The sequence below is a fragment of the Ruminococcus hominis genome (genome assembly GCF_014287355.1).
GTDB classification, from domain to species: domain Bacteria; phylum Bacillota; class Clostridia; order Lachnospirales; family Lachnospiraceae; genus Schaedlerella; species Schaedlerella hominis.
The window spans coordinates 1,597,889-1,621,287 of record NZ_JACOPE010000001.1 but is presented as its reverse complement, the minus strand read 5'-3'; the positions used below and the strand labels follow the sequence as shown (position 1 = coordinate 1,621,287).

The window sequence follows — 23,399 nt, the reverse complement described above, 5'->3', positions numbered from 1 at the left end:
GATACAAAGATGATTTCAAAAAAAATGGAAAATATGGTTGCAAATAGTTCTGCAATCCGGGCAATGTTTGAAGAAGGTAACCGATTGGCAAAGATATACGGATCTGAAAATGTATTTGATTTTAGCCTTGGCAATCCAAATGTTCCGGCTCCGGATGCAGTTAAATATGCGATCAAAGAACTTTTAGACGAGGAAGATCCTGTAGTTTTACATGGTTATACAAACAGTAATGCCGGATATGAAGATGTTAGAATAGCTATCGCAGATTCTTTGAATGAGCGCTTTGGCACACATTTTTGTAGCAAGAATATTACCATGACCGTAGGAGCAGCCGGTGGACTAAATGTTATTTTGAAATCCTTGATCAATCCAGGCGATGAGGTCATCGCATTTGCTCCATATTTTGGAGAATATCGCAGTTATACAGATAATTATGATGGTGTCCTTGTAGAAGTTTCTCCTAATACTACTGATTTTCAACCTAAGCTAGATGAATTCGAGCAGAAAATATCTCCAAAAACAAAGGCCATAATTGTAAATACCCCAAACAATCCAACGGGTGTTGTTTATTCAGAGGAAACAATTCAGAAAATGGCCGCTATTTTAGAGAAAAAACAGAAGGAATATGGAACAGACATTTATTTAATCTCAGATGAACCATATCGTGAATTAGCATATGACGGAATTGAAGTACCTTACCTTACAAAATACTATGCAAATACAATTGTAGGTTATTCATACAGTAAATCTCTTTCTCTTCCAGGAGAACGTATCGGCTATCTTGTAATTCCAGATGAAGCATCTGACAGCGAAAAGCTAATCGGGGCGGTTAATGTGGCAACACGTATTCTTGGTTTTGTAAATGCTCCGACTTTACAACAAAAAGTTGTAAAAGCATGTTTAAATGAAAAAACAGATATTTCTTACTATGACCGTAATCGTGAAACATTATATAACGGATTAAAAAATCTAGGGTTTGATTGTATCAAACCGGAAGGAGCCTTTTATTTATTTGTAAAATCTCCGATTGCTGATGAAAAAGAATTTTGTAATGAAGCCCAAAAATATAATATACTGATTGTACCAGGGTCTTCATTCGCATGTCCTGGATATGTAAGAATGGCTTATTGTGTATCCTACGAGACAATTGTTAATTCACTACCTAAATTTGCCGAACTCGCTAAACAATATAATCTATAGGAAAGGGAAAGAATCATGGGATTAAATGAAAATATACGAAATAATATTCGCCAGGTAGAGCCTTATATTCCAGGCGAACAGCCACAAAATAAAGTAATTAAATTGAATACAAATGAAAATCCTTATGCTCCTGCACCAGGAGTTGAACAGGCACTTCAGTCAATGGATTTAGATCGACTTCGCTTATATCCGGATCCGACAGCAGAATTACTTACACAATCTCTGGCTGATCGATACAAAGTGGATAAAGATCAGGTATTTGTAGGGGTTGGCTCAGATGATGTATTATCCATGTGTTTTCTGACTTTTTTTAATTCAGATAAGCCAATTCTTTTTCCGGATATTACCTATTCTTTTTATAAAGTATGGGCTGATTTATATCGCATTCCATATGAATGTCAGAAATTAGATGCTGATTTTCATATTTGCAAAGAAGATTATTATAAAGAAAACGGGGGCGTTATTTTCCCAAATCCAAATGCACCTACAGCAATTTATGAAAATCTGGATTTTGTAGAAGATATCATTAGACATAATCAGGATGTCATTGTAATTGTAGACGAAGCATATATTGATTTTGCCGGAAAGTCTGCATTGGAATTAATCTCAAAATACGATAATTTGATTGTTGTTCAGACATTTTCAAAATCTCGTTCTATGGCTGGTATGAGAATTGGGTATGCCATCAGTAACCCGACTTTGATTAAATATTTAAATGATGTGAAATATTCGTTTAACTCTTATACAATGAACCAGACTTCTCTTGTTTGCGGAGCAGAAGCAGTAAAAGATGAAACTTATTTCAAAGAAACTGTAAATAAAATTGTTGAAACAAGAGAATGGGCCAAAGAGCAGTTTAAAGAGTTAGGATTTGAATATCCAGAATCTCAAGCCAATTTTATTTTTGTAACTCACCCAAAGCTGGATGCAAAACAACTATTTACAGCTTTGAAAAAAGCCAATATTTACGTCAGATACTGGGGAAGCGAGAGAATTGAACAATATTTGCGTGTGACAATTGGTACGAAAGAAGAGATGGAAACTTTCTTTTCTTTCTTAAGACAATATATTGCCGAACATGGAGGAAGATAGTAGATGAAAGAAGCATTAATAAATGGATTAATTGCAGGGCTTAGCGGAAAGGTCGGGAAAGAATTCATCATTTTTTTGATTTCTATGGTACCAATTCTTGAACTTAGAGGTGGACTCCTTGCAGCAGGACCGGCACTTTTAGATGTACCTATGTGGCAGGCTATTCCTATTTGCTTTATTGGGAATCTGGTTCCAATACCATTCATTTTATTATTGATCACAAAGATTTTTGATTGGATGAAAGGAACAAAGAAACTAAAACCTTTAGTTGAAAAACTGGAACATAAAGCGATGAACCAGAGTGCCAATATTGAAAAATATGAATTTTGGGGACTAGTAGCATTTGTAGGCATTCCACTTCCGGGAACAGGAGCGTGGACAGGAGCTTTGATTGCTGCATTATTGGGAATTCGTTTTAGAAAGGCTTTTCCTGCCATTGTTCTTGGTCTTGTAGTGGCAACAGTTATTATGACTATATTATCCTATACCGTTCTCGGAACAATATTTGCTTAATGAAATTAGATTGACATAAAATACGAGAATCCGTATAATTAAAGAAGAACAAATTAGAGGAGAAGAAAACATGCTCGCAAAAAATGATGATCATACAAGAAGTATTATTTGGCGAAGCGTAATGTCTGTCACATCTGTTGTAATTATTTTGATTGCAGTATTTTTCCTGGTTCGTATGTTCACAATGAATCCATTGGAAGGAACATGGGATTACGAGGACAGTGATTTAATTATGACAATCAAAGGGAATAACACAGCAATTATAAAATGGCCGGATGAATTTGATGACAATCAAATTGCAGTTTCCATGGATTATGATATTGATTCTAAAACCAAAACTTTTAGTTTACGTCTCAATACAGATGCTGTAAAAAAGGCAGCTGATTCGGAAGGCATATCAGAAGATGTGATTACTCAGGCGTTAGATCGGTTAGATGGAACCTATGATTACAATATGGAACAGAATCAACTGACACTGACAGACCGGGAATATGGCAGCCAGTTAATATTTGAAAAAGAGTAAAGATAAACAGGGATGAATATGAAACGTCCCTGTTTTTTCTATCGTGAAATAAAACGAGGGATATTTCAAAAAGGAGGAACTATGTTAAGAGAAAAGACAAAGGAAATTAAAATTGGAGATGTAATAATCGGTGGAAATCACCCAATCGCAATTCAGTCTATGACCAATACACCTACTGAAGATGTAGAAGCAACTGTAGCACAGATTTTACGTCTGGAAAAAGCAGGATGTGAGATTATTCGATGTACGGTTCCAACATTAGAAGCAGCAGCGGCTATCAAGGAAATAAAAAAACAAATCCATATTCCACTTGTAGCGGATATTCATTTTGATTATCGTATGGCAATTGCGGCCATTGAAAATGGTGCAGATAAAATACGAATCAATCCTGGAAATATTGGGTCAAGAGATCGTGTACAAGCTGTTGTCGACAAGGCAAAAGAATATCATGTGCCCATTCGTGTAGGTGTAAACAGTGGCTCACTTGAAAAGCCATTAATAGAGAAATACGGCGGTGTTACAGCAGAAGGAATTGTTGAAAGTGCTTTAGATAAAGTAAAAATGATAGAAGATATGGGGTATGACAATCTCGTTGTCAGCATTAAATCCTCGGACGTGTTAATGTGCGTGAAAGCACACGAATTAATTGCCAGTCAGTGCCCATACCCTTTACATGTCGGAATTACTGAAGCGGGAACACTTTACTCAGGAAATATCAAATCTTCTGTAGGACTTGGTATTATATTACACGAAGGCATCGGAAATACAATTCGTGTTTCATTGACTGGAGATCCTGTAGAAGAAATTAAAACTGCAAAATTAGTTCTTCGTACCTTAGGACTTCGTAAAGGCGGAATTGAAGTTGTATCTTGTCCAACCTGCGGACGTACAAAAATCAACTTGATTGAATTGGCAAATCAAGTTGAAACCATGGTTTCAGAATATCCGCTTGATATTAAAGTTGCAGTTATGGGATGCGTTGTAAACGGACCAGGAGAAGCAAAAGAGGCTGATCTTGGCATTGCCGGTGGTATCGGAGAAGGCTTGTTGATCAAAAAAGGTGAAATTATAAAGAAAGTGCCGGAAACAGAACTTTTGAATACACTTCGATGGGAGTTAGACAATTGGAACAAGTAAGTAATGCCAAAAGATTTTTTGAGGTATTTCCAACGTTAAAAGTTGAAAAAGATATACAAGAATTATTTGCAGATGTGCAGATTAAAAAAATTACAACAAATTCTTCAAGAGAATTTTTAAATATTCATCTATTCAGTCTGCATCTAATTCAAAAACGTTATATCAAACGAATGGAAGAACACATTAAAAAGCAGCTGTTTGGGAAGACCTCTGTAGCGATAAAAATTGAGGAGGATTATCAGCTTTCTGAACAATATACGCCAGAAGCACTAATGGTAGAATACCATGACAGTATTTTATTAGAATTAAAAGAAGTCAGTGTGCTTGCAGCAAGCATGTTTGAACAGGCAGAAATTCACTTTGAAGCAAATTCAATTATGCGTCTTGAATTATTAAATACAATTGTTTCAGAAGGACGAAAAGAGGAAATTGTATCGTTACTGGATGAGATTTTTAATCAACGTTTTCATATTCCGACGGATATTCGTATAGAATATCGGGAAAAAGAAAAAGAAGACCAAAACCTGGAATATGATGAACAGCGTATTCAGAGGGAAATAGATGCTATCTTTGCAAGAAACCGCAAACTTCATGGAGAAGAGAGGGAAAAAGAGTCTGGTGAATCCAGTCCTGAAAAGAAAGCCACACCTGTTTCTCAAAAGTCTGTTGTTGATAAGAAACCAAAGGACAATGGGAATGATAGTGGTGAACGTAAAAGCTTTAAATCTGATTTTAAGAAAGGTTATATACGTCCGTTAAAACAAGGGAATGATCCAAATCTCATCTATGGTAAGGATTTTGAGGATGAACCAATCCGATTGGATGTCGTCGAGACAGAAATGGGTGAAATTACATTTCATGGAAAGATTATTACTTTTGAAACTCGAGAAATCCGAAATGAAAAATCTATTTTAATGTTTGCTGTAACAGATTTTACCGATACTATTATGGTAAAAATGTTTATTCGTAACGATCAACTTTCAGATTTGCTTGGAGATTTAAAAAAGGGTTCATATATAAAAATCAAAGGTGTAACAACAATTGATCGTTATGATGGCGAATTATCTATCGGTTCGGTTACCGGAATTAAAAAAATCGGTGATTTTACCACGAAAAGAGAAGATTTAAGTCCCGTGAAGCGTGTAGAATTGCATTGCCATACAAAAATGAGTGATATGGATGGGGTATCTGAAACACAGGATATTGTCCGTCGTGCCCACGATTGGGGACATGCTGCAATTGCCATTACAGATCATGGTATTGCACAAGCTTTCCCTGATGCAAATCACTTTATAGAACGATTGGATAAAGATGATCCATTTAAAATACTGTATGGTGTAGAAGGCTATGTTGTAGATGATCTAACAGAAATTGCTGTTGGAGCAGGAGATGAAACACTGGATGATGTTTATGTTGTGTTTGATATTGAAACCACAGGATTTAGTGCCATAAAAGATAAAATCATCGAGATTGGAGCTGTAAAGGTTGTCAACGGAAAAATTGTTGATAAATTCAGTACTTTTGTAAACCCTGAAAGACCAATTCCTTTTGAAATCACTAAACTAACAAGTATTACAGATGATATGGTTATGGAGTATCCAAATATTGAAGTGATTCTCCCACAATTTCTGGAATTTGCAAAAGACGCAGTACTTGTTGCCCACAATGCAAGCTTTGATGTTGGATTCATTGAACAAAACTGCCGTTATCAGGATATTGAACCAAAGTTTATATCTGTAGATACAGTGGCTCTTGCCAGAGTGCTCCTTCCAACTTTATCAAAATATAAACTAAATATTGTGGCAAAAGCACTTGGAATTTCTTTAGAAAATCATCATCGAGCAGTAGATGATGCAGGAGCAACCGCAGAAATCTTTGTAAAGTTTGTTGAAATGTTGAAAGAGCGCAATATAACAACATTAAAAGGAATTAATCAATTCGGTGATATGAATCCAAATGCGATTCGAAAGCTTCCAACACATCATATCATCATTCTGGCAAAAAATGATATTGGGCGTTACAATCTATATCAGTTGATATCAGAATCTCATTTAACTTATTATGCACGACGTCCACGCATTCCAAAAAGTTTGTTGAACCAATATCGTGAGGGACTTGTCATAGGAAGTGCCTGCGAGGCAGGTGAGTTATATCAGGCTATATTAAATGGAAAATCACCACAGGTAATTGCCAGACTGGCAGAATTTTATGACTATTACGAAATTCAGCCACTTGGAAATGATAAATTCATGCTTGCAAGTGATAAGTACTCAAATATCAATACCCTGGAAGATTTGATGGAAATAAACCGACAGATTGTACAGCTTGGGGAAAAATTCAAAAAGCCTGTTGTTGCGACTTGTGATGTGCATTTCCTTGACCCGGAAGATGAAGTGTACCGCCGTATCATCATGGCAGGAAAAGGCTTCAGTGATGCAGATGACCAACCACCTTTATTTCTTCGTACAACCGAAGAAATGCTGGCAGAATTTGAATATTTAGGTTCTGCAAAGGCTCATGAGGTCGTAATTGAAAATCCTTGTAAAATTGCAAATATGATAGAAAAAATATCCCCGGTCAATCCTAACAAATGTCCACCGGTCATTGAAAATTCTGAACAGAATCTGCGTGATATTTGTTATAACCGTGCTCATGAAATCTATGGTGAAAATTTACCAGAACCAGTATCCAAGCGATTGGAGAAAGAATTAAATTCTATCATTTCTAATGGATATTCCGTTATGTACATCATTGCGCAAAAGTTAGTATGGAAATCAAATGCAGATGGATACCTTGTTGGATCACGAGGATCCGTAGGTTCTTCATTTGTAGCTACTATGGCCGGAATTACAGAAGTTAATCCATTATCTCCGCATTATTATTGTGCACATTGTCATTATAGTGATTTTGATTCTGAAGAAGTAAAATCATATGCTGGAGGATGTGGATTCGACATGCCGGATAAAAATTGTCCGGTATGCGGTGAAAAACTAATAAAACAAGGATTTGACATTCCTTTTGAAACCTTTCTTGGTTTCAAAGGTGACAAAGAACCAGATATTGACTTGAACTTTTCCGGTGAGTATCAGTCTAAAGCGCATAAATATACAGAAGTTATTTTTGGAGAGGGGCATACCTTTAAAGCCGGAACAATCGGAACACTGGCAGATAAAACAGCTTACGGTTATGTAAAAAACTATTACGAAGAACGTGGTATGCGTAAACGACGTTGTGAAATAGAGCGGATCAGTCAGGGATGTACAGGTATCCGACGAAGCACCGGACAGCATCCGGGAGGAATTGTTGTACTTCCTCATGGACATAACATTAATGAATTTACACCTGTTCAGCATCCTGCAAACGATATGACTGTAGACATCATAACAACACATTTTGATTATCATTCGATTGATCATAACTTGTTAAAACTAGATATTCTCGGTCATGATGATCCGACCATGATCCGTATGCTGGAGGATTATATTACATCTGATGCTCTGGAGAATGAATACAATGAAGAAAATCCTTTTGTAGCAACCAAAATTCCTCTGGATGATAAAGATGTTATTTCGTTGTTCCATAATACAAGTGCACTTGGTATTAAACCAGAAGATATCAGCGGCTGTCCACTTGGAAGTCTTGGAATCCCGGAGTTTGGAACAGATTTTGTTATCCAGATGGTGCAAGATGCAAACCCACAATCATTATCTGATTTAATCCGAATTTCCGGTCTGTCTCACGGAACCAATGTATGGCTTGGAAATGCACAGGAATTGATCAAACAAGGAAAGGCAACGATTTCTACTGCAATCTGTACTCGTGATGATATTATGATTTACTTGATCAATCAGGGAGTAGATAGTGCACTTTCTTTTACAATTATGGAGAGCGTACGAAAAGGTAAGGGGTTAAAGCCTGAATGGGAAACTGCAATGAAGGAAAAAGGTGTACCGGACTGGTATATTGATTCTTGCAAGAAGATTAGCTATATGTTCCCAAAAGCACATGCTGCTGCCTATGTTATGATGGCTTATCGAATCGCATATTGTAAAATTAATTATCCGCTCGCTTATTATGGTGCTTATTTTAGTATTCGTGCCGATGCATTTTCTTATGAACTTATGTGCCAGGGCAAAGAAAAGTTAAATTATTATATGAATGATTACAGAAAAAGATCCGATAGTCTCACAAATAAAGAACAGGATACTTTAAAAGATATGAAGCTGGTTCAGGAAATGTATGCCCGCGGACTGGAGTTTATGCCTATTGATTTATATCGTGCAAAAGCAAAAGATTTTCAGATTATCGACGGAAAGCTAATGCCGTCTTTTGCAAGTATTGACGGAATGGGTGATAAAGCTGCAGAAGCGGTAGAACTCGCTGCAAAAGATGGAAAATATCTGTCGTTAGATGATTTCAGACAAAGAACCAAGGTTAGTAAAACTGTTATTGATCTTATGTCAGACCTTGGATTATTTGGAGATTTACCGCAAAGTAATCAGTTGTCATTATTTGACTTTTAGATAATATATGCTATACTTGTTTCCAATGGGGAACAAAAGAAGAGATGGAGGGAAACTACTATGTATGATTTTGAAGAAATAGTAAAAACAGATCCTGAGATTGCGAATGCAATCAAAGACGAGATGAATCGTCAAAACTCACATATCGAATTAATTGCATCTGAAAACTGGGTAAGCAAAGCAGTGATGGCTGCAATGGGAAGCCCACTCACAAACAAATATGCTGAAGGATATCCTGGAAAAAGATATTATGGCGGATGTCAGTGCGTAGATGTTGTAGAAGATCTTGCAAGAGAACGTGCTAAAAAGTTATTTGGTTGTGAGTATGTAAATGTACAACCACATTCTGGTGCACAGGCTAACATGGCAGTTATGTTTGCTATGCTTGAACCTGGAGATAAGATTATGGGGATGAACCTTGATCATGGCGGACATTTAACACATGGCTCACCTGTAAATCTGTCCGGCAAATACTTCGATGTTGCTCACTATGGCGTAGATGAAAATGGATTTATTGATTATGATGAAGTGTTACGAATCGCCAAAGAACATAAGCCAAAATTAATCGTAGCAGGAGCAAGTGCTTATGCAAGAACGATTGATTTTAAGCGTTTTCGTGAAATTGCCGATGAAGTAGGGGCTTATTTAATGGTTGACATTGCACATATTGCAGGACTTGTAGCAACCGGATTACATCCAAGTCCAATTCCTTATGCACATGTTACCACCACAACAACACATAAGACTCTTCGCGGACCTCGCGGAGGTATGATTATGTGCAGCGAAGAAATGAATAAGAAATTTAATTTCAATAAAGCTGTCTTCCCTGGTATTCAAGGTGGTCCGTTAATGCATGTTATTGCTGCAAAAGCAGTTTGTTTTGAAGAAGCACTTAAACCGGAATATAAGGAATATATGGAGCAGGTTGTTAAAAATGCACAGGCCTTGAGTAAAGGCTTGATAGAACGTGGCATAAAGATTGTTTCCGGCGGTACCGATAATCATTTAATGCTGATTGATTTATCTGCAACAGAAATCAGTGGAAAAGAACTTGAAAAACGTTTGGATGATGCACATATTACAGCAAATAAAAATACAATTCCAAACGATCCTCGCTCACCATTTGTTACAAGTGGCGTGAGACTTGGAACACCAGCTGTTACAACTCGTGGTATGTTGGAAGAAGATATGGATAAGATTGCTGAAATTATTGCACTTGTAGTAGAAAGCGAAGATAATGTAGAAAAAGCAAAAGCAATGGTTGCTGAACTGACAGATAAATATCCGTTATGTTAATTCAAGTCGAGCAGCCGCGAGACTTGGCGCGTGATTCTGGTCAGCGTAAGCTGACACATTCTTTACAGAATCACTGCGCATCCTCGCGGAGCGTTTATCTCAGTCGGAGATTGGACTCCCACTGAGACAAATTTGCTGTTACTCACTACCTGAAAGAGGTGGGAGTCTTCTCGACTGAGATAAATACGAATAAAAAAAGAGCATCGTGAAAGATGCTCTTTTTTTAATCTCATTTTGTTATTTGCTTTTAAAAATTATAAATATTAAATCTCGTCATAAATTTATATAATTAAAAGGTACACAAAAAAATCTGATTAAAGTTTTACTACGTTTGTAGCCTGTGGTCCTTTAGCGCCTTCTGTTACATCAAATTCAACAGCCTGACCTTCTTCTAAAGATTTGAACCCATCCATAACTAATCCTGAATAGTGAACGAATACGTCATTTCCTTCAGCATCTGAGATGAATCCGTACCCTTTTTGGTTATTAAACCATTTTACTGTACCTGTCATTGCCTGACCCTCCATAAAAATTTAAAAAATAGTAGTATGTTTGTTCTTATCTTTGAACAACACTTGTTTATTTTAGCATATTTAACAATAAAAGTCAATCGGATTATTTTACTATTCGTAAAAATGTACAAATTCATTCAAAGAAAAATTTTCCAACAATGCAGAGAAAAATAAAAATCGATGCATTAATAATAAAAGTATTGTATAATTAGAACTAATAGAATAAGATATCATTAATATGATACTTATGATCAATATACAGAATAAGAGAGAAGGGAGTAAAATGAAAGAAGAGATTTTTATATGGCTTGGATTGTTGATTGTATTTTTAATCATTGAGATTATTACTGTCGGACTTACAACAATCTGGATGGCAGGAGGAACTTTAGTAGCGTTAATTTTATGTCTGGCTGGTTTCAACCTATGGTGTCAGATCATATCCTTTTTAATTGTATCCTTTATCTTATTATTATTTACAAGACCTTTTGCTATGAAATACATAAATTGTCATCATGAAAAAACCAATTATGAACAAGTAATAGGAAAAGTGGTTAAAATCACAAAAAAAGTAGATAATTTAGAAGAAACGGGTGCAGCTGTCGTGAATGGTTTAGAATGGACCGCACGCACAAAAAATACCGGAGAAATTTTAAATCCAGGAGATCTTGCAAAAGTGATTGAAATTTCAGGTGTAAAATTAATTGTTGAAAAATATCAGGAGGGATAAACATGTTTGGATTTTTAGTACTTATCATCATTTTAATTATTGTACTTTTCGTACTTATTTCATGTGTCAAGATTGTTCCACAGGCTCATGCCTACGTTCTTGAGCGTCTTGGTGGATATAAAGAAACATGGAGTGTAGGTATTCATTTCAAAATGCCAATTTTAGATCGAGTAGCAAGGAGAGTTTCTTTAAAAGAGCAAGTTGTAGATTTCGAACCACAAGCGGTTATTACGAAAGATAATGTAACAATGCAGATTGATACAGTTGTCTTTTTCCAAATTACGGATCCTAAAAAATACGCATACGGAGTAGAAAATCCAATCGCGGCAATTGAGAATCTGACCGCTACAACCTTGCGTAACATTATCGGAGATTTAGAATTAGATGAAACCTTAACATCCCGTGAGACAATCAATACAAAAATGCGTACAATACTTGATATTGCTACCGATGAATGGGGGATTAAAGTAAACAGAGTAGAATTAAAGAATATCATGCCTCCTAAGGCTATTCAGGATGCTATGGAAAAACAAATGAAGGCAGAACGTGAACGAAGAGAAGCAATCTTGCGTGCAGAAGGTGAAAAGAAATCTACAATTCTTGTTGCAGAAGGTGAAAAAGAATCTGTTATTTTAGAGGCAGAAGCTGCAAAACAAGCTGCAATCTTAAAGGCTGAGGCAGAAAAACAGAAACGAATCAAAGAGGCAGAAGGTCAGGCCGAAGCGATTCGCACTGTGCAAAAAGCTACAGCGGAAGGTATTGAATTTATCAAGGCAGCAGGAGCCGATGAAGCTGTTTTAACATTAAAGAGTCTGGAAGCATTTGCAAAAGCGGCAGACGGTAAAGCGACAAAAATTATTATTCCGTCAGATTTACAAGGAATTGCAGGGCTGACAAAAACAATTTCAGAGGTTGCAAGAACAGAGAAAGCAGAAGAGTAGATAATTATAATGGAAGAACCTATCATAAAGATTTCCGTCCGCAATCTAGTAGAATTCATATTGCGGACGGGTGATATAGACAATCGGACATCCGGCAGTCTGGAGAAGGATGCGATGCTGCAAGGGAGCAGATTGCATCGTAAGATTCAACGCAGAATGGGAGCAGATTATCATGCCGAAGTAGCATTAAAAACAAAAGTTGTTTGTACGGACTTTTTACTTCTGATTGAAGGAAGGGCAGATGGTATTATTGAAAATGATTCTGGAATCTGCATAGATGAAATAAAGGGAACTATACGCGATTTATCTCATATAGAAGAACCGATAGGCGTCCACCTTGCTCAGGCAAAGTGTTACGCCTATATCTATGCCACACAGCAACATTTAACTAATATTGATGTGCAGATGACATATTGTCACTTGGAAACAGAAGAAATAAAACGTTTTAAGCAAAATTTTTTGTTTGATGATCTGGAAAAATGGTTTAACGAATTAATTCACGCATATGAAAAATGGGCAAAATTTCAAATTCAATGGAAGAAAGAACGTGATCGTACAATTCAAAAAACAGAATTTCCATTTTCATATAGAGAAGGACAACGTGAAGTTGTATCCTCTGTATATCGTACGATACTTCGCAAAAAAAATTTGTTTATCCAGGCTCCAACCGGAATTGGAAAAACTATGGCTACAATTTTCCCGGCTGTTCGCGCAATAGGCGAAGGACTTGGAGAAAAAATATTTTATTTGACAGCAAAAACAATTACAAAAACCGTAGCGGAGCAAGCTTTTTATATACTTCGCAAGAACGAATTAAGATGGAAATCTGTCACGATTACTGCAAAAGAAAAAATTTGTTTTTGCGAAGAAGCGATTTGTAATCCTGACGAATGTCCTTATGCGAAAGGACATTTTGACCGTGTAAATGATGCTGTATTTGAATTAATCAGCACAAAAGATGAATGTACGAGAGAAGTCATAGAAGAACAGGCAAGAAAATACCATGTATGTCCGTTTGAGATGTCACTTGATGTCAGTGAATGGATGGATGCAATCATTTGTGACTATAATTATGTATTTGATCCAGACGCTCATTTAAAACGTTTTTTCTCAGAAGGCGGAACAGGAGAGTATTTGTTCTTAATTGATGAAGCACATAACCTTGTTGAGCGCGGTCGAGAGATGTATAGCGCCACGCTTTACAAAGAAGATTTTTTATCTATGAAAAAATTATTCCAAAGCGATGCTCCAAAGCTTGCAAAACGCCTGGATGAATGTAATAAACAACTCTTGGCATTAAAACGTGAATGTGAAACATATCAAGTGATAGATAATGTTTCACACATTGCCTTAAAGTGCTTAAATATTCTAGGAGAAATAGAAAACTATTTTGATGAACAGCCTTCTCCTGAAAAAAAAGATGCCCTCCTTGATTTTTATTTTCAGATTCGTTCATTCATTAATATCCATGATATTTTGGATGAAAATTATTTAATCTATACGGAAATGGAATCGGATGGTCGTTTTAAATTAAAATTGTTTTGTGTAAATCCGGCAACAAATCTACAACGTTTTTTAGCATATGGGAACAGCACAATTTATTTTTCGGCAACATTTTTACCTGTTTTTTATTACAAAAACTTACTTAGTGTCAATCCAGATGATTATGCAATTTATGCAAAATCTACATTTCCAGAAGAAAATAAACTTCTCTTATTGGCAGAGGATGTGAGTACTAAATATACATTGCGTGGACGTGAAATGTATCAAAAAATCGCACGATACATTCAAAATATTGTATCTGTCCAACAAGGAAATTACATGGTATTTTTCCCTTCTTATCGCATGTTAGAAGAGGTTTACGAACAGTTTGTTAATCTTCCTACATCTTCGATAAATAATTCTGTAGAATGCATTCTTCAATCACAGTATATGAATGAAATTGAACGTGAAGAGTTTTTGAATTGTTTTGAAAGCCAGAACGATAGAACCTTAATTGGTTTTTGCGTGATGGGAGGAATTTTTTCGGAGGGGATTGATCTGGCTGAAGATCGCTTAATCGGAGCAATTATTGTTGGAACCGGGTTGCCTCAGGTATGTAATGAAAGAGAATTATTGAAACAATATTTTGATGCAAAAAAAATGTCGGGATTTGATTTTGCTTACTTATATCCGGGAATGAATAAAGTATTACAATCTGCAGGACGTGTGATCCGTACAGAATCAGACAAAGGAGTTATTGTATTACTTGATGTAAGATTTTTAGACAATCGATATCAGGCTATATTTCCGCGTGAATGGAAACAATACCAATTATGTCAGTTGAATCATGTGACTGACACTGTAGCCGCATTTTGGCAGGATAAAAATAAGGAGAGAATATAAAATGCGTGATAAATTAACTAAAAGCGATGTAAAAAAAATAGAGGAAGAAATTGAATACAGAAAATTAGTTGTCAGAAAAGAAGCAATTGAAGCAGTAAAAGAGGCTCGTGCCCATGGCGATTTAAGTGAAAATTTTGAGTATCATGCTGCTAAAAAAGATAAAAATAAAAACGATAGCAGAATTCGTTATCTGGAAAGGATGCTGAAAACAGCCATTATTGTCGATGACAGTTCAAAAGATGATGAAGTCGGAATTAATAATACTGTAGAATTATACATGGAAGATGATGACGAAATAGAGACCTACAGACTTGTCACTTCTGTACGAGGCAGTTCAATTCAAGGATTGATCAGTATTGATTCTCCTCTTGGAAAAGCAATTTTAGGACATAAACTAAACGACAGAGTATATATTCAGGTAAACGATAATTTCGGCTACTATGCAATTATTAAAAAAATTATAAACACTCAAAATGATGAAAATGATGAGCTTCGCAAATTCTAAATATTGAAATAAAAAATAGGAAGTTTCCACTATATTTCGGGAAACTTCCTATCTTTTATGCCTGTTCTTTTTCTAAGTTTTTATTTGCTGTCGATAGCATCAATTTAATTCTATTCAACTGATTTACCTCACTTGCACCTGGGTCATAATCAATCGCAACAATGTTAGACTGCGGATATAATCTACGAAGTTCTTTAATTACACCTTTTCCAACTACATGATTTGGAAGGCATGCAAATGGCTGTGTACAAACGATATTTCCAGCTCCACTGTGTATCAGTTCTAACATTTCTCCTGTTAAGAACCAACCCTCACCAGTTTGATTTCCAAGAGATACGATGTCGGATGCCATATTTGCCAAATCTTCAATATGAGCCGGTGGATTAAAATGCTTACTTGCTTTAAATGCTTCGGTTGCAGGAAGCCTAAACCACTCTAATACTTTAATTCCTATATTTGCAATTCGTGCTTTGGATTTTTTAAATCCAAGGTGCGATGCTTTAAAATTCTGATTATAAAAACAATACTGTAAGAAATCCAGCAAGTCCGGGACAACTGCCTCAGCGCCTTCTGCCTCAAGTAATTCAACAAGATGATTATTTGCAGCAGGAAGGAATTTAACAAGAATCTCGCCAACAACTCCTACGCGAGGTTTTTTCACATCTAAAGTTTCAATGTTATCAAAATCTTCTATAATACTGCGGCAAAGTTGTTTGAATTTTCTTCTTGAAGGATATCCTTCTGAGACAAATTTCTTACAAACTTCTGCCCATTTTTTATGTATTGCATCTGTTGTGCCTGGCACAGCTTCATAAGGACGCATGCGATATATACATTTCATGAAAATATCACCAAATACAGCTCCATAAATTCCACGAAGAGCAAGAGACGGAGTAATCTTAAATCCAGGATTTGCCTCCAGTCCGCTTAAGTTGATAGAAATAACTGGAATATGTGCATATCCGGCTTTTTTTAAGGCACGACGGATAAATCCAATATAGTTGGAAGCTCGACATCCACCACCTGTCTGACTTATGATTACTGCAAGATGATCGGTATCATATTTTCCAGATAAAATAGCATCCATAATTTGTCCTACTACCATAAGTGATGGATAACATGCATCATTATTTACATATTTCAATCCAACATCTACAGCCTGTTTATTATCATTTGGAAGCACTTCCAATTTATAACCTGCTGCTTTAAATGCAGGCTCAACAATCTCAAAATGAATCGGAGACATCTGAGGACAAAGGATTGTATATGTTGCCCGCATTTCTTTTGTAAATGAAACTTTATCGATCGATGCCGGCTTAATGTTGCGTTTTGTATTTCTCTGTTCGCGAACACGAATTGCAGCAAGTAGAGAACGAATACGGATTCTTGCAGCACCTAAGTTGTTTACTTCATCAATTTTTAATGAAGTATAAATTTTATCTGAATTTGTTAAAATTTCTGCAACTTGATCTGTTGTTACTGCATCCAATCCACAACCGAATGAATTAAGCTGGATCAAATCCAGATTATCTACCGTTTTTACATAGTTTGCAGCTGCATATAAACGAGAATGATACATCCACTGATCCATTACATTTAATGGTCGTTCTACTGGATTCAAATGTGAAATAGAGTCCTCTGTTAAAACAGCCATATTATAAGAATTGATCAGTTCCGGAATACCATGATTAACCTCCGGGTCAATGTGGTATGGACGACCTGCAAGTACAATTCCTCTGTTTCCTGTTTCCTTTAAGAACTGTATCGTTTCTTCTCCTTTTTTTCGCATATCATTGCGACAGGCTGCAAGTTCCTCCCATGCATCATGAACCGCTGCACGTATTTCTTTTTCGTCAATTGAAAATTTTTCTCCAAGCTCTTCAACCATTCGATATGCAACAGTTTCTTCGCTTTCCAGACTTAAAAATGGATGAATAAAATCTACCTCTCCCTGAACGATCGGATCCATATTATTCTTAATATTTTCAGGATACGATGTTACGATCGGACAATTATAATGGTTATTCGCATCGGCAAATTCTTTTCTTTCATATGGAATGGAAGGGTAGAAAATATGCGTAACGCCCTGATTGATCAGCCATTGTACATGCCCATGTGCAAGCTTTGCAGGATAACATTCTGATTCACTTGGAATGGATTCAATGCCTAATTCATATATCTTTCTTGTAGAAGCAGGAGAGAGCAGTACCGAAAATCCGAGTTTCGTAAACAATGTAAACCAGAACGGATAATTTTCATACATATTTAAAACACGCGGAATACCAATCACTCCATGCACAGCTTCATTTGCTTTTAACGGAGTATATCCAAAATAACGCTGCATCTTATATTCAAACAAGTTTGGTAATTTATTTTTCACCTTTTCTTTTCCAAGACCACGTTCACAACGGTTTCCGGTAATAAATTTACGCCCGCCACTGAAATGATTGATTGTCAGACGGCAGTTATTTGTACATCCTTTGCATTTTGTCATAGTGGTAGAATACTCCAAGGCCTCAATATCCTCAATAGAAAGCATTGTCGTACCTTCACATTCAACATAACGTTCACGAGCAATAAGCGCAGCTCCAAAAGCTCCCATGATTCCGGCAATATCCGGACGGATAGCTTCACAATTTGCAATTTTTTCAAAACTTCTTAAAACAGCATTATTGTAAAATGTTCCACCCTGTACAACAATATGTTTTCCGAGTTCTGATGCATCCGATACTTTAATTACTTTAAACAACGCATTTTTTATAACCGAATATGCAAGACCTGCCGAAATATCAGATACTTCTGCACCTTCTTTTTGAGCCTGCTTTACTTTTGAATTCATAAACACTGTACAACGTGTTCCTAAATCAATTGGATTATGTGCATATAATGCTTCCTGTGCAAAATCTTCCACTGAATAATTCAATGATTTTGCAAATGTTTCGATAAATGAACCACATCCTGAAGAACACGCTTCGTTTAATTGTACGCTATCAACGGTCTGATTTTTAATTTTGATACATTTCATATCCTGACCACCGATATCAAGAATACAGTCAACATCCGGTTCAAAAAATGATGCTGCGTAATAGTGTGAAACGGTTTCTACCTCTCCCTCATCTAAGAGAAGTGCTTCTTTAATCAACGCTTCACCATATCCGGTAGAGCAGGAGTGTACAATTTCTACATCTTCCGGCAACTGGCTGTATATATCTTTAATAGCAGAAATCGTTGTTCCGAGTGGATCTCCATCATTATTATGATAAAAAGAATACAAAAGCGTTCCATCGTCACCGACCAAAGCGGCTTTTGTAGTTGTTGAACCTGCATCGATACCTAAAAATACCTTTCCTTTATATGAAGCAAGATCTTTCATTGGCACTTGATGCTGATTATGTCTTGAAATAAATGCATCGTATTCAGCCTTTGATGCAAACAATGGTTCCATACGATCCACTTCAAATTCCATTTGGATTTTAGCGGCAAGTCGTTCCTGCATTTCACGAAGAGATACCTTCACATCTTTCTTTGAATTCAATGCAGAACCGATAGCAGCAAATAAATGCGAATGCTTAGGTGCGATAATGTGTTCATCATCCAACTTCAGTGTGCGGATAAATGCCTCTTTTAATTCTGACAAGAAATGTAATGGTCCGCCCAAGAAAGCAACGTGACCACGAATTGGTTTACCACAGGCAAGTCCACTGATTGTCTGATTGACTACTGCCTGAAAAATAGAAGCTGCCAGGTCTTCCTTGGAAGCCCCTTCATTGATCAGCGGCTGGATATCTGTTTTGGCAAATACTCCACAACGAGCAGCAATTGAATATAATGCATGGTAATTTTTAGCATATTCGTTTAATCCGGTAGCATCTGTCTGTAACAGAGATGCCATTTGGTCAATAAAGGAACCTGTTCCACCGGCGCAGACTCCATTCATACGCTGTTCTACATTACCGCCTTCAAAATATATGATTTTCGCATCCTCGCCACCTAATTCGATAGCAACATCTGTTTGCGGAGCATAATCCTGTAATGCCGTTGAAACAGCAATTACCTCTTGTACAAAAGGTACTCCTAAATGTTTAGCGAGCGATAGTCCACCGGAACCGGTAATGACAGGGGACACCTGTATTGGACCCAACTTATAAAGAGCTCTCCCAAGCAGATCAGATAATGTTTCCTGAATATTAGCAAAATGTCGTTCATAATCAGAGAATAATACTTCATTATCTTGATCAAGAACTGCAATTTTAACAGTTGTAGAACCGATATCAATCCCCAAAGTATATAATTTGTTCAAACTCATAATTATCCTCTTTCTTATATTTTTATAGCTGTTACTTCTTATTAAAATAGTGTAAGCAAAATAACACTACCATACATTATACGACAGGATTTTTAAAAACACAATCGTCATTATGCTGTACGTTTTCCTTCGAAAACAATTTCCTAAAGAAAAAATTGACAAAATTTTCTCAATCCTATCTTATTTACAGAATCTTCACATACTTTTGTTTGACAAACGCACATTGGGAATGTACAATACACGTATCGGATTTGTACGTATTTAAGTACAATCTTGTTATATGAACGAAAATAATCTATAAAGGAGATGTACATTTGAATTGGTTAGATAAATTAGAAAAGAAATTCGGACGATTTGCAATTCCAAACTTGACGATGTATTTAATTGGAGCATACATTATCGGTTTTGGAATTTATTATTTTTTGCCTGGTTTGTTTAAATGGCTTACACTAGAGCCATACTTTATCTTGAAAGGACAAGTCTGGAGAGTGATATCCTGGGTACTTGTTCCACCAAGCGGAAGTTTGATTTCTATCATTTTTATTGTACTTTTATATTATTCTCTCGGTACTGCGCTGGAACGGGCATGGGGAACGTTTCGGTATAATGTATATATTTTTTCTGGGATTTTATTTACTGTAATTGGTGCATTTGCATTATACTTTATTGCAGGCACAGGCATGATAGGATATGGAGGGCTTTTCAGCACATACTATATTAACATGTCAATTTTTCTTGCATTTGCAGTAAGTTATCCGGATATGGAACTGTTACTTTATTTTATTATTCCTATTAAGATGAAATGGATGGCTATTGTATACGCTGTATTCATTCTATATGACTTTATTGCTGGAAATTTCATTTCAAGAGTAACAATTGCAGCATCATTATTAAATTTTGTTGTATTTTTCCTTTCTACTAAAAAAGGATATTCACCGAAACAGCAGATGCGAAAGAAAAAGTATCAAAAACAGTCACGCCCGCATATGACTTATTCAAATGGGGCAAGACATCGTTGCGCAGTATGTGGCAGAACAGAATTGGATGATCCGAATCTGGAATTCAGATTCTGTTCAAAATGTAATGGCAATTACGAATATTGCCAGGATCATTTGTTCACACACGAACATGTGAAATAAAGATAGTGTTATAAGGAGATTGAGAAGATGAAGAAGACAAAAGTAGTATGCACAATGGGGCCTAATACAAACAATCCAGAGATTATGCGTGGATTGGTTAAAAATGGAATGAATGTGGCTCGTTTCAATTTTTCACATGGAGATTATGAAGAACATAAAGGTCGTATGGACTTATTAAAGCAGATTCGCGAAGAAGAACATGCAAATGTTGCAATTTTACTTGATACAAAAGGACCAGAAATCCGTACCGGCGTTCTCAAAGATGGAAAAAAAGTACATCTGGAAACTGGTATGGAATTTACTCTCACAACAGAAGATATCGTTGGTGATGAGAATCGTGTATCTATTACTTACAAAGGACTGGCCGAAGATGTTGATGCCGGCAAAGTTATTTTGATCGACGATGGTCTGATTGGATTAGAAGTTATTGAAAAATCCGGAAAAGATATTCGTTGTAAGGTTATTAATGGTGGTGAACTCGGCGAACGTAAAGGTGTGAACGTTCCTAACGTACCGGTAAGACTTCCTGCCATCACAGAAAAAGATAAAGAAGATATCAAATTTGGTGTCAGCCAGGATATTGATTTTATTGCAGCATCTTTCGTTCGTAATGCAGAATGTATTTTAGAGATTCGTGCTTATCTGAAATCACTCAATGCGCCATATATTCCAATCATTGCTAAGATTGAAAATTCAGAAGGTATCGAAAATATTGATGAGATCATACGTGCAGCAGATGGAATCATGGTTGCCCGTGGTGACCTTGGAGTAGAAATTCCAGCTGAAGAAGTTCCATATCTTCAGAAAATGATGATCAATAAATGTAACGATAACTTCAAAACAGTTATCACTGCAACACAGATGTTAGATTCTATGATCCGTAATCCACGTCCGACAAGAGCTGAGGTTACAGACGTTGCAAATGCTGTATATGATGGAACAGACGCAGTAATGCTTTCCGGCGAAACAGCAGCAGGAAAATATCCTATTGAAGCTTTACAGATGATGGTTCACATTATCGAGAGCACAGAAAAACACTTGGATTACGATCTGCTTCTTGGACAGTCTGGAAATCATTTGAAAACTGGTATTGCCGGTGCAATTGGATATTCTTCTGTACTTGCTGCATCAAATCTGAATGCAAAATGCATCATTACACCATCTGTTTCAGGTGCTACAACAAGAGTTGTTTCTAATCTTCGTCCAAAACAGAGAATTTTAGGTGTCACACCAAATGAGCGTACAATGCGTAGAATGGCTATTTACTGGGGCGTAGAACCATTGAAATCTTTAGAATTTGATACAACAGAAGATATTACTACAGGAGCAATTGAACTTGCACTTGTAAAGAAATATGTTGAGCCTGGAGATGTTGTTGTATTGACTGCAGGAATTCCTTCACCTAACGTTGAGAAGGGTAGAAACGGTGTAAGTAATACAATGAGAATTGCAGTTGTAGGCGAGTAATCCGAAGAAACATTTAGCAAACTATGATTTAATAAAAAAAGAATGAAGCAGCTTATCCAAAAGTTGTTTCATTCTTTTTTATTAAAATTTTCTAATTAAAGTAATTTAAAAACTCTACTGCCGCATTGGATAATGGAACCTGCTCATTATATGCGATAACAAGCTCACGCTCAGGCAGGGATTCTTCAGTTTCTACGACAAATAAATCTTCTGATTGTCTGGACAGACAATAATCCGGAATAAATGCAATTCCAAGGCCGATCCTTGCAAGATCTATTAAAAGATCATTACTTGTAAGTTCAATTTCCGGAACAAGATCCAAATGATGCTGCTGGAATAATCGATGTAAAAATTCGCTTGTTGTACTTTGTTTATCCAACATTAAAATAGGATATTTTGACAACTCCTGATATGAAAGTTTCTTCTCTTTTAAATAATCAAAAGAATGATTCGCAATAAACACATCATGGAACTTCTGAATCTTCTTAATCGATGAGACATTACTTAAATATTTATTTGGATAATTGACAACAATCAGATCAACCTGCCCCGTTTCTAATAGTTCTACACATTTAATAGATGTTTGATTGATTACCTTCAAATGTGCATTTGGAAAATCCTGGTGGAATTTTTTTAAATACGGAACAAGAAAATAACGGCAGATTGTATCACTTGCACCAATTCGAATCTGTCCTCCGGTAGATGCTGCATCCATCAACTGTGCCTCACCACGTCGGATTAGATTCATCGCAGGTTCAATATGTCTGAGAAGTATCTCGCCCTCTGGTGTTAATTGTACACGCTTAGTACTACGAATAAATAATGTCTGATCTAATTTCTTCTCCAGTGTTTTTATAGATTGACTGACGGCTGATTGTGAAATGAATAATTGTTTTGAAGCCTCTGAAAAATTTAATGTAGACGCGACATGATAAAATACTTTATACAATTCGTAATTAATATCCATCATTAATTAGTCCTCCTAATAAAAGATACTTATATTATAAAGTAAAAATTATAAAAAAGCAATTAGAAGAACCGTGCAAATTTAAGCAAAACTTATCAATGAGTTTAGTTATATTAATTTCACTTATTATCTGATTTGTGATAGGATTGTAACATAGAAATGAAAA

16 protein-coding genes are annotated in these 23,399 nt (G+C 36.2%); 13 read left to right on the top strand and 3 right to left on the bottom strand.

The window, feature by feature from the left end; all coding sequences use genetic code 11:
• Positions 1-9 precede the first annotated feature (9 nt).
• The 7 genes from H8S40_RS07200 (at position 10) to glyA (ending at position 10,284) form a co-directional block, all read left to right on the top strand.
• The gene (locus tag H8S40_RS07200; protein WP_186864929.1) at positions 10-1,200 is read left to right on the top strand and encodes a pyridoxal phosphate-dependent aminotransferase; all 1,191 of its coding nucleotides are present in this window, start codon (positions 10-12) and stop codon (positions 1,198-1,200) included.
• A 15-nt stretch (positions 1,201-1,215) separates the two neighbouring features.
• Positions 1,216-2,292 carry a histidinol-phosphate transaminase gene (gene hisC, locus H8S40_RS07195; RefSeq protein ID WP_186864928.1) on the top strand — a complete coding sequence of 359 codons (1,077 nt, stop codon included), beginning with the start codon at positions 1,216-1,218 and terminating at the stop codon, positions 2,290-2,292.
• A 3-nt stretch (positions 2,293-2,295) separates the two neighbouring features.
• Positions 2,296-2,805: a COG2426 family protein gene (locus tag H8S40_RS07190; RefSeq protein WP_022075398.1), complete on the top strand. Its 510-nt coding sequence runs from the start codon at positions 2,296-2,298 to the stop codon at positions 2,803-2,805.
• A gap of 70 nt (positions 2,806-2,875) precedes the next feature.
• Positions 2,876-3,328, top strand: a complete 453-nt coding sequence (locus H8S40_RS07185; protein ID WP_118737248.1) for a hypothetical protein — start codon at positions 2,876-2,878, stop codon at positions 3,326-3,328.
• 81 nt (positions 3,329-3,409) lie between these two features.
• On the top strand, positions 3,410-4,465 hold the full coding sequence (ispG, locus tag H8S40_RS07180) for a flavodoxin-dependent (E)-4-hydroxy-3-methylbut-2-enyl-diphosphate synthase (RefSeq protein WP_118723636.1): 1,056 nt from the start codon (positions 3,410-3,412) through the stop codon (positions 4,463-4,465).
• Positions 4,438-8,988, top strand: a complete 4,551-nt coding sequence (locus tag H8S40_RS07175; RefSeq protein WP_366482336.1) for a PolC-type DNA polymerase III — start codon at positions 4,438-4,440, stop codon at positions 8,986-8,988. Before ispG ends, H8S40_RS07175 begins: the two co-directional genes overlap by 28 nt.
• A gap of 60 nt (positions 8,989-9,048) precedes the next feature.
• The gene (gene glyA, locus H8S40_RS07170; RefSeq protein ID WP_186864926.1) at positions 9,049-10,284 is read left to right on the top strand and encodes a serine hydroxymethyltransferase; all 1,236 of its coding nucleotides are present in this window, start codon (positions 9,049-9,051) and stop codon (positions 10,282-10,284) included.
• A 314-nt stretch (positions 10,285-10,598) separates the two neighbouring features.
• Here glyA and H8S40_RS07165 read toward each other — a convergent pair whose 3' ends face one another.
• Positions 10,599-10,796 carry a cold-shock protein gene (locus H8S40_RS07165; RefSeq protein WP_022075845.1) on the bottom strand — a complete coding sequence of 66 codons (198 nt, stop codon included), beginning with the start codon at positions 10,794-10,796 and terminating at the stop codon, positions 10,599-10,601.
• A 283-nt stretch (positions 10,797-11,079) separates the two neighbouring features.
• Here H8S40_RS07165 and H8S40_RS07160 point away from each other — a divergent pair, with 283 nt between their 5' ends.
• The 4 genes from H8S40_RS07160 to H8S40_RS07145 are packed head-to-tail and all read left to right on the top strand — an operon-like array spanning position 11,080 to position 15,354.
• A complete protein-coding gene (locus H8S40_RS07160) occupies positions 11,080-11,523 on the top strand; it encodes an NfeD family protein (protein WP_186864925.1) in 444 nt (147 codons plus the stop codon).
• A 2-nt stretch (positions 11,524-11,525) separates the two neighbouring features.
• Positions 11,526-12,464, top strand: coding sequence for an SPFH domain-containing protein (locus tag H8S40_RS07155; RefSeq protein WP_118723639.1), 939 nt, complete (start codon positions 11,526-11,528; stop codon positions 12,462-12,464).
• 9 nt (positions 12,465-12,473) lie between these two features.
• Entirely contained in the window at positions 12,474-14,849 is a 2,376-nt protein-coding gene (locus H8S40_RS07150; protein WP_186864924.1) for an ATP-dependent DNA helicase, read from the top strand.
• Position 14,850: 1 nt separating this feature from the next.
• Positions 14,851-15,354: a GreA/GreB family elongation factor gene (locus H8S40_RS07145; protein WP_186864923.1), complete on the top strand. Its 504-nt coding sequence runs from the start codon at positions 14,851-14,853 to the stop codon at positions 15,352-15,354.
• 55 nt (positions 15,355-15,409) lie between these two features.
• Here the strand turns inward: H8S40_RS07145 and H8S40_RS07140 are convergent, their stop codons facing one another.
• Entirely contained in the window at positions 15,410-19,660 is a 4,251-nt protein-coding gene (locus H8S40_RS07140; RefSeq protein WP_186864922.1) for a 2-hydroxyacyl-CoA dehydratase, read from the bottom strand.
• A 314-nt stretch (positions 19,661-19,974) separates the two neighbouring features.
• On the opposite strand from H8S40_RS07140, the gene H8S40_RS07135 reads away from it, so the two are divergent.
• Together H8S40_RS07135 and pyk are read left to right on the top strand one after the other, a co-directional pair.
• Entirely contained in the window at positions 19,975-20,799 is an 825-nt protein-coding gene (locus H8S40_RS07135; RefSeq protein ID WP_022075839.1) for a rhomboid family intramembrane serine protease, read from the top strand.
• Between the two features lie 27 nt (positions 20,800-20,826).
• The gene (gene pyk, locus H8S40_RS07130) at positions 20,827-22,266 is read left to right on the top strand and encodes a pyruvate kinase (RefSeq protein ID WP_118723644.1); all 1,440 of its coding nucleotides are present in this window, start codon (positions 20,827-20,829) and stop codon (positions 22,264-22,266) included.
• A 91-nt stretch (positions 22,267-22,357) separates the two neighbouring features.
• On the opposite strand, the gene H8S40_RS07125 is transcribed toward pyk, so the two are convergent.
• The gene (locus H8S40_RS07125) at positions 22,358-23,233 is read right to left on the bottom strand and encodes a LysR family transcriptional regulator (RefSeq protein ID WP_347562274.1); all 876 of its coding nucleotides are present in this window, start codon (positions 23,231-23,233) and stop codon (positions 22,358-22,360) included.
• Positions 23,234-23,399 lie beyond the last annotated feature (166 nt).

Bases quoted from the DNA above. Each gene is read 5' to 3' on its own strand.
- H8S40_RS07200 (WP_186864929.1), top strand. From the start codon at position 10: ATGATTTCAAAAAAAATGGAAAATATGGTTGCAAATAGTTCTGCAATC.
- hisC (WP_186864928.1), top strand. From the start codon at position 1,216: ATGGGATTAAATGAAAATATACGAAATAATATTCGCCAGGTAGAGCCT.
- H8S40_RS07190 (WP_022075398.1), top strand. From the start codon at position 2,296: ATGAAAGAAGCATTAATAAATGGATTAATTGCAGGGCTTAGCGGAAAG.
- H8S40_RS07185 (WP_118737248.1), top strand. From the start codon at position 2,876: ATGCTCGCAAAAAATGATGATCATACAAGAAGTATTATTTGGCGAAGC.
- ispG (WP_118723636.1), top strand. From the start codon at position 3,410: ATGTTAAGAGAAAAGACAAAGGAAATTAAAATTGGAGATGTAATAATC.
- H8S40_RS07175 (WP_366482336.1), top strand. From the start codon at position 4,438: ATGGGAGTTAGACAATTGGAACAAGTAAGTAATGCCAAAAGATTTTTT.
- glyA (WP_186864926.1), top strand. From the start codon at position 9,049: ATGTATGATTTTGAAGAAATAGTAAAAACAGATCCTGAGATTGCGAAT.
- H8S40_RS07165 (WP_022075845.1), bottom strand. From the start codon at position 10,796: ATGACAGGTACAGTAAAATGGTTTAATAACCAAAAAGGGTACGGATTC.
- H8S40_RS07160 (WP_186864925.1), top strand. From the start codon at position 11,080: ATGAAAGAAGAGATTTTTATATGGCTTGGATTGTTGATTGTATTTTTA.
- H8S40_RS07155 (WP_118723639.1), top strand. From the start codon at position 11,526: ATGTTTGGATTTTTAGTACTTATCATCATTTTAATTATTGTACTTTTC.
- H8S40_RS07150 (WP_186864924.1), top strand. From the start codon at position 12,474: ATGGAAGAACCTATCATAAAGATTTCCGTCCGCAATCTAGTAGAATTC.
- H8S40_RS07145 (WP_186864923.1), top strand. From the start codon at position 14,851: ATGCGTGATAAATTAACTAAAAGCGATGTAAAAAAAATAGAGGAAGAA.
- H8S40_RS07140 (WP_186864922.1), bottom strand. From the start codon at position 19,660: ATGAGTTTGAACAAATTATATACTTTGGGGATTGATATCGGTTCTACA.
- pyk (WP_118723644.1), top strand. From the start codon at position 20,827: ATGAAGAAGACAAAAGTAGTATGCACAATGGGGCCTAATACAAACAAT.
- H8S40_RS07125 (WP_347562274.1), bottom strand. From the start codon at position 23,233: ATGGATATTAATTACGAATTGTATAAAGTATTTTATCATGTCGCGTCT.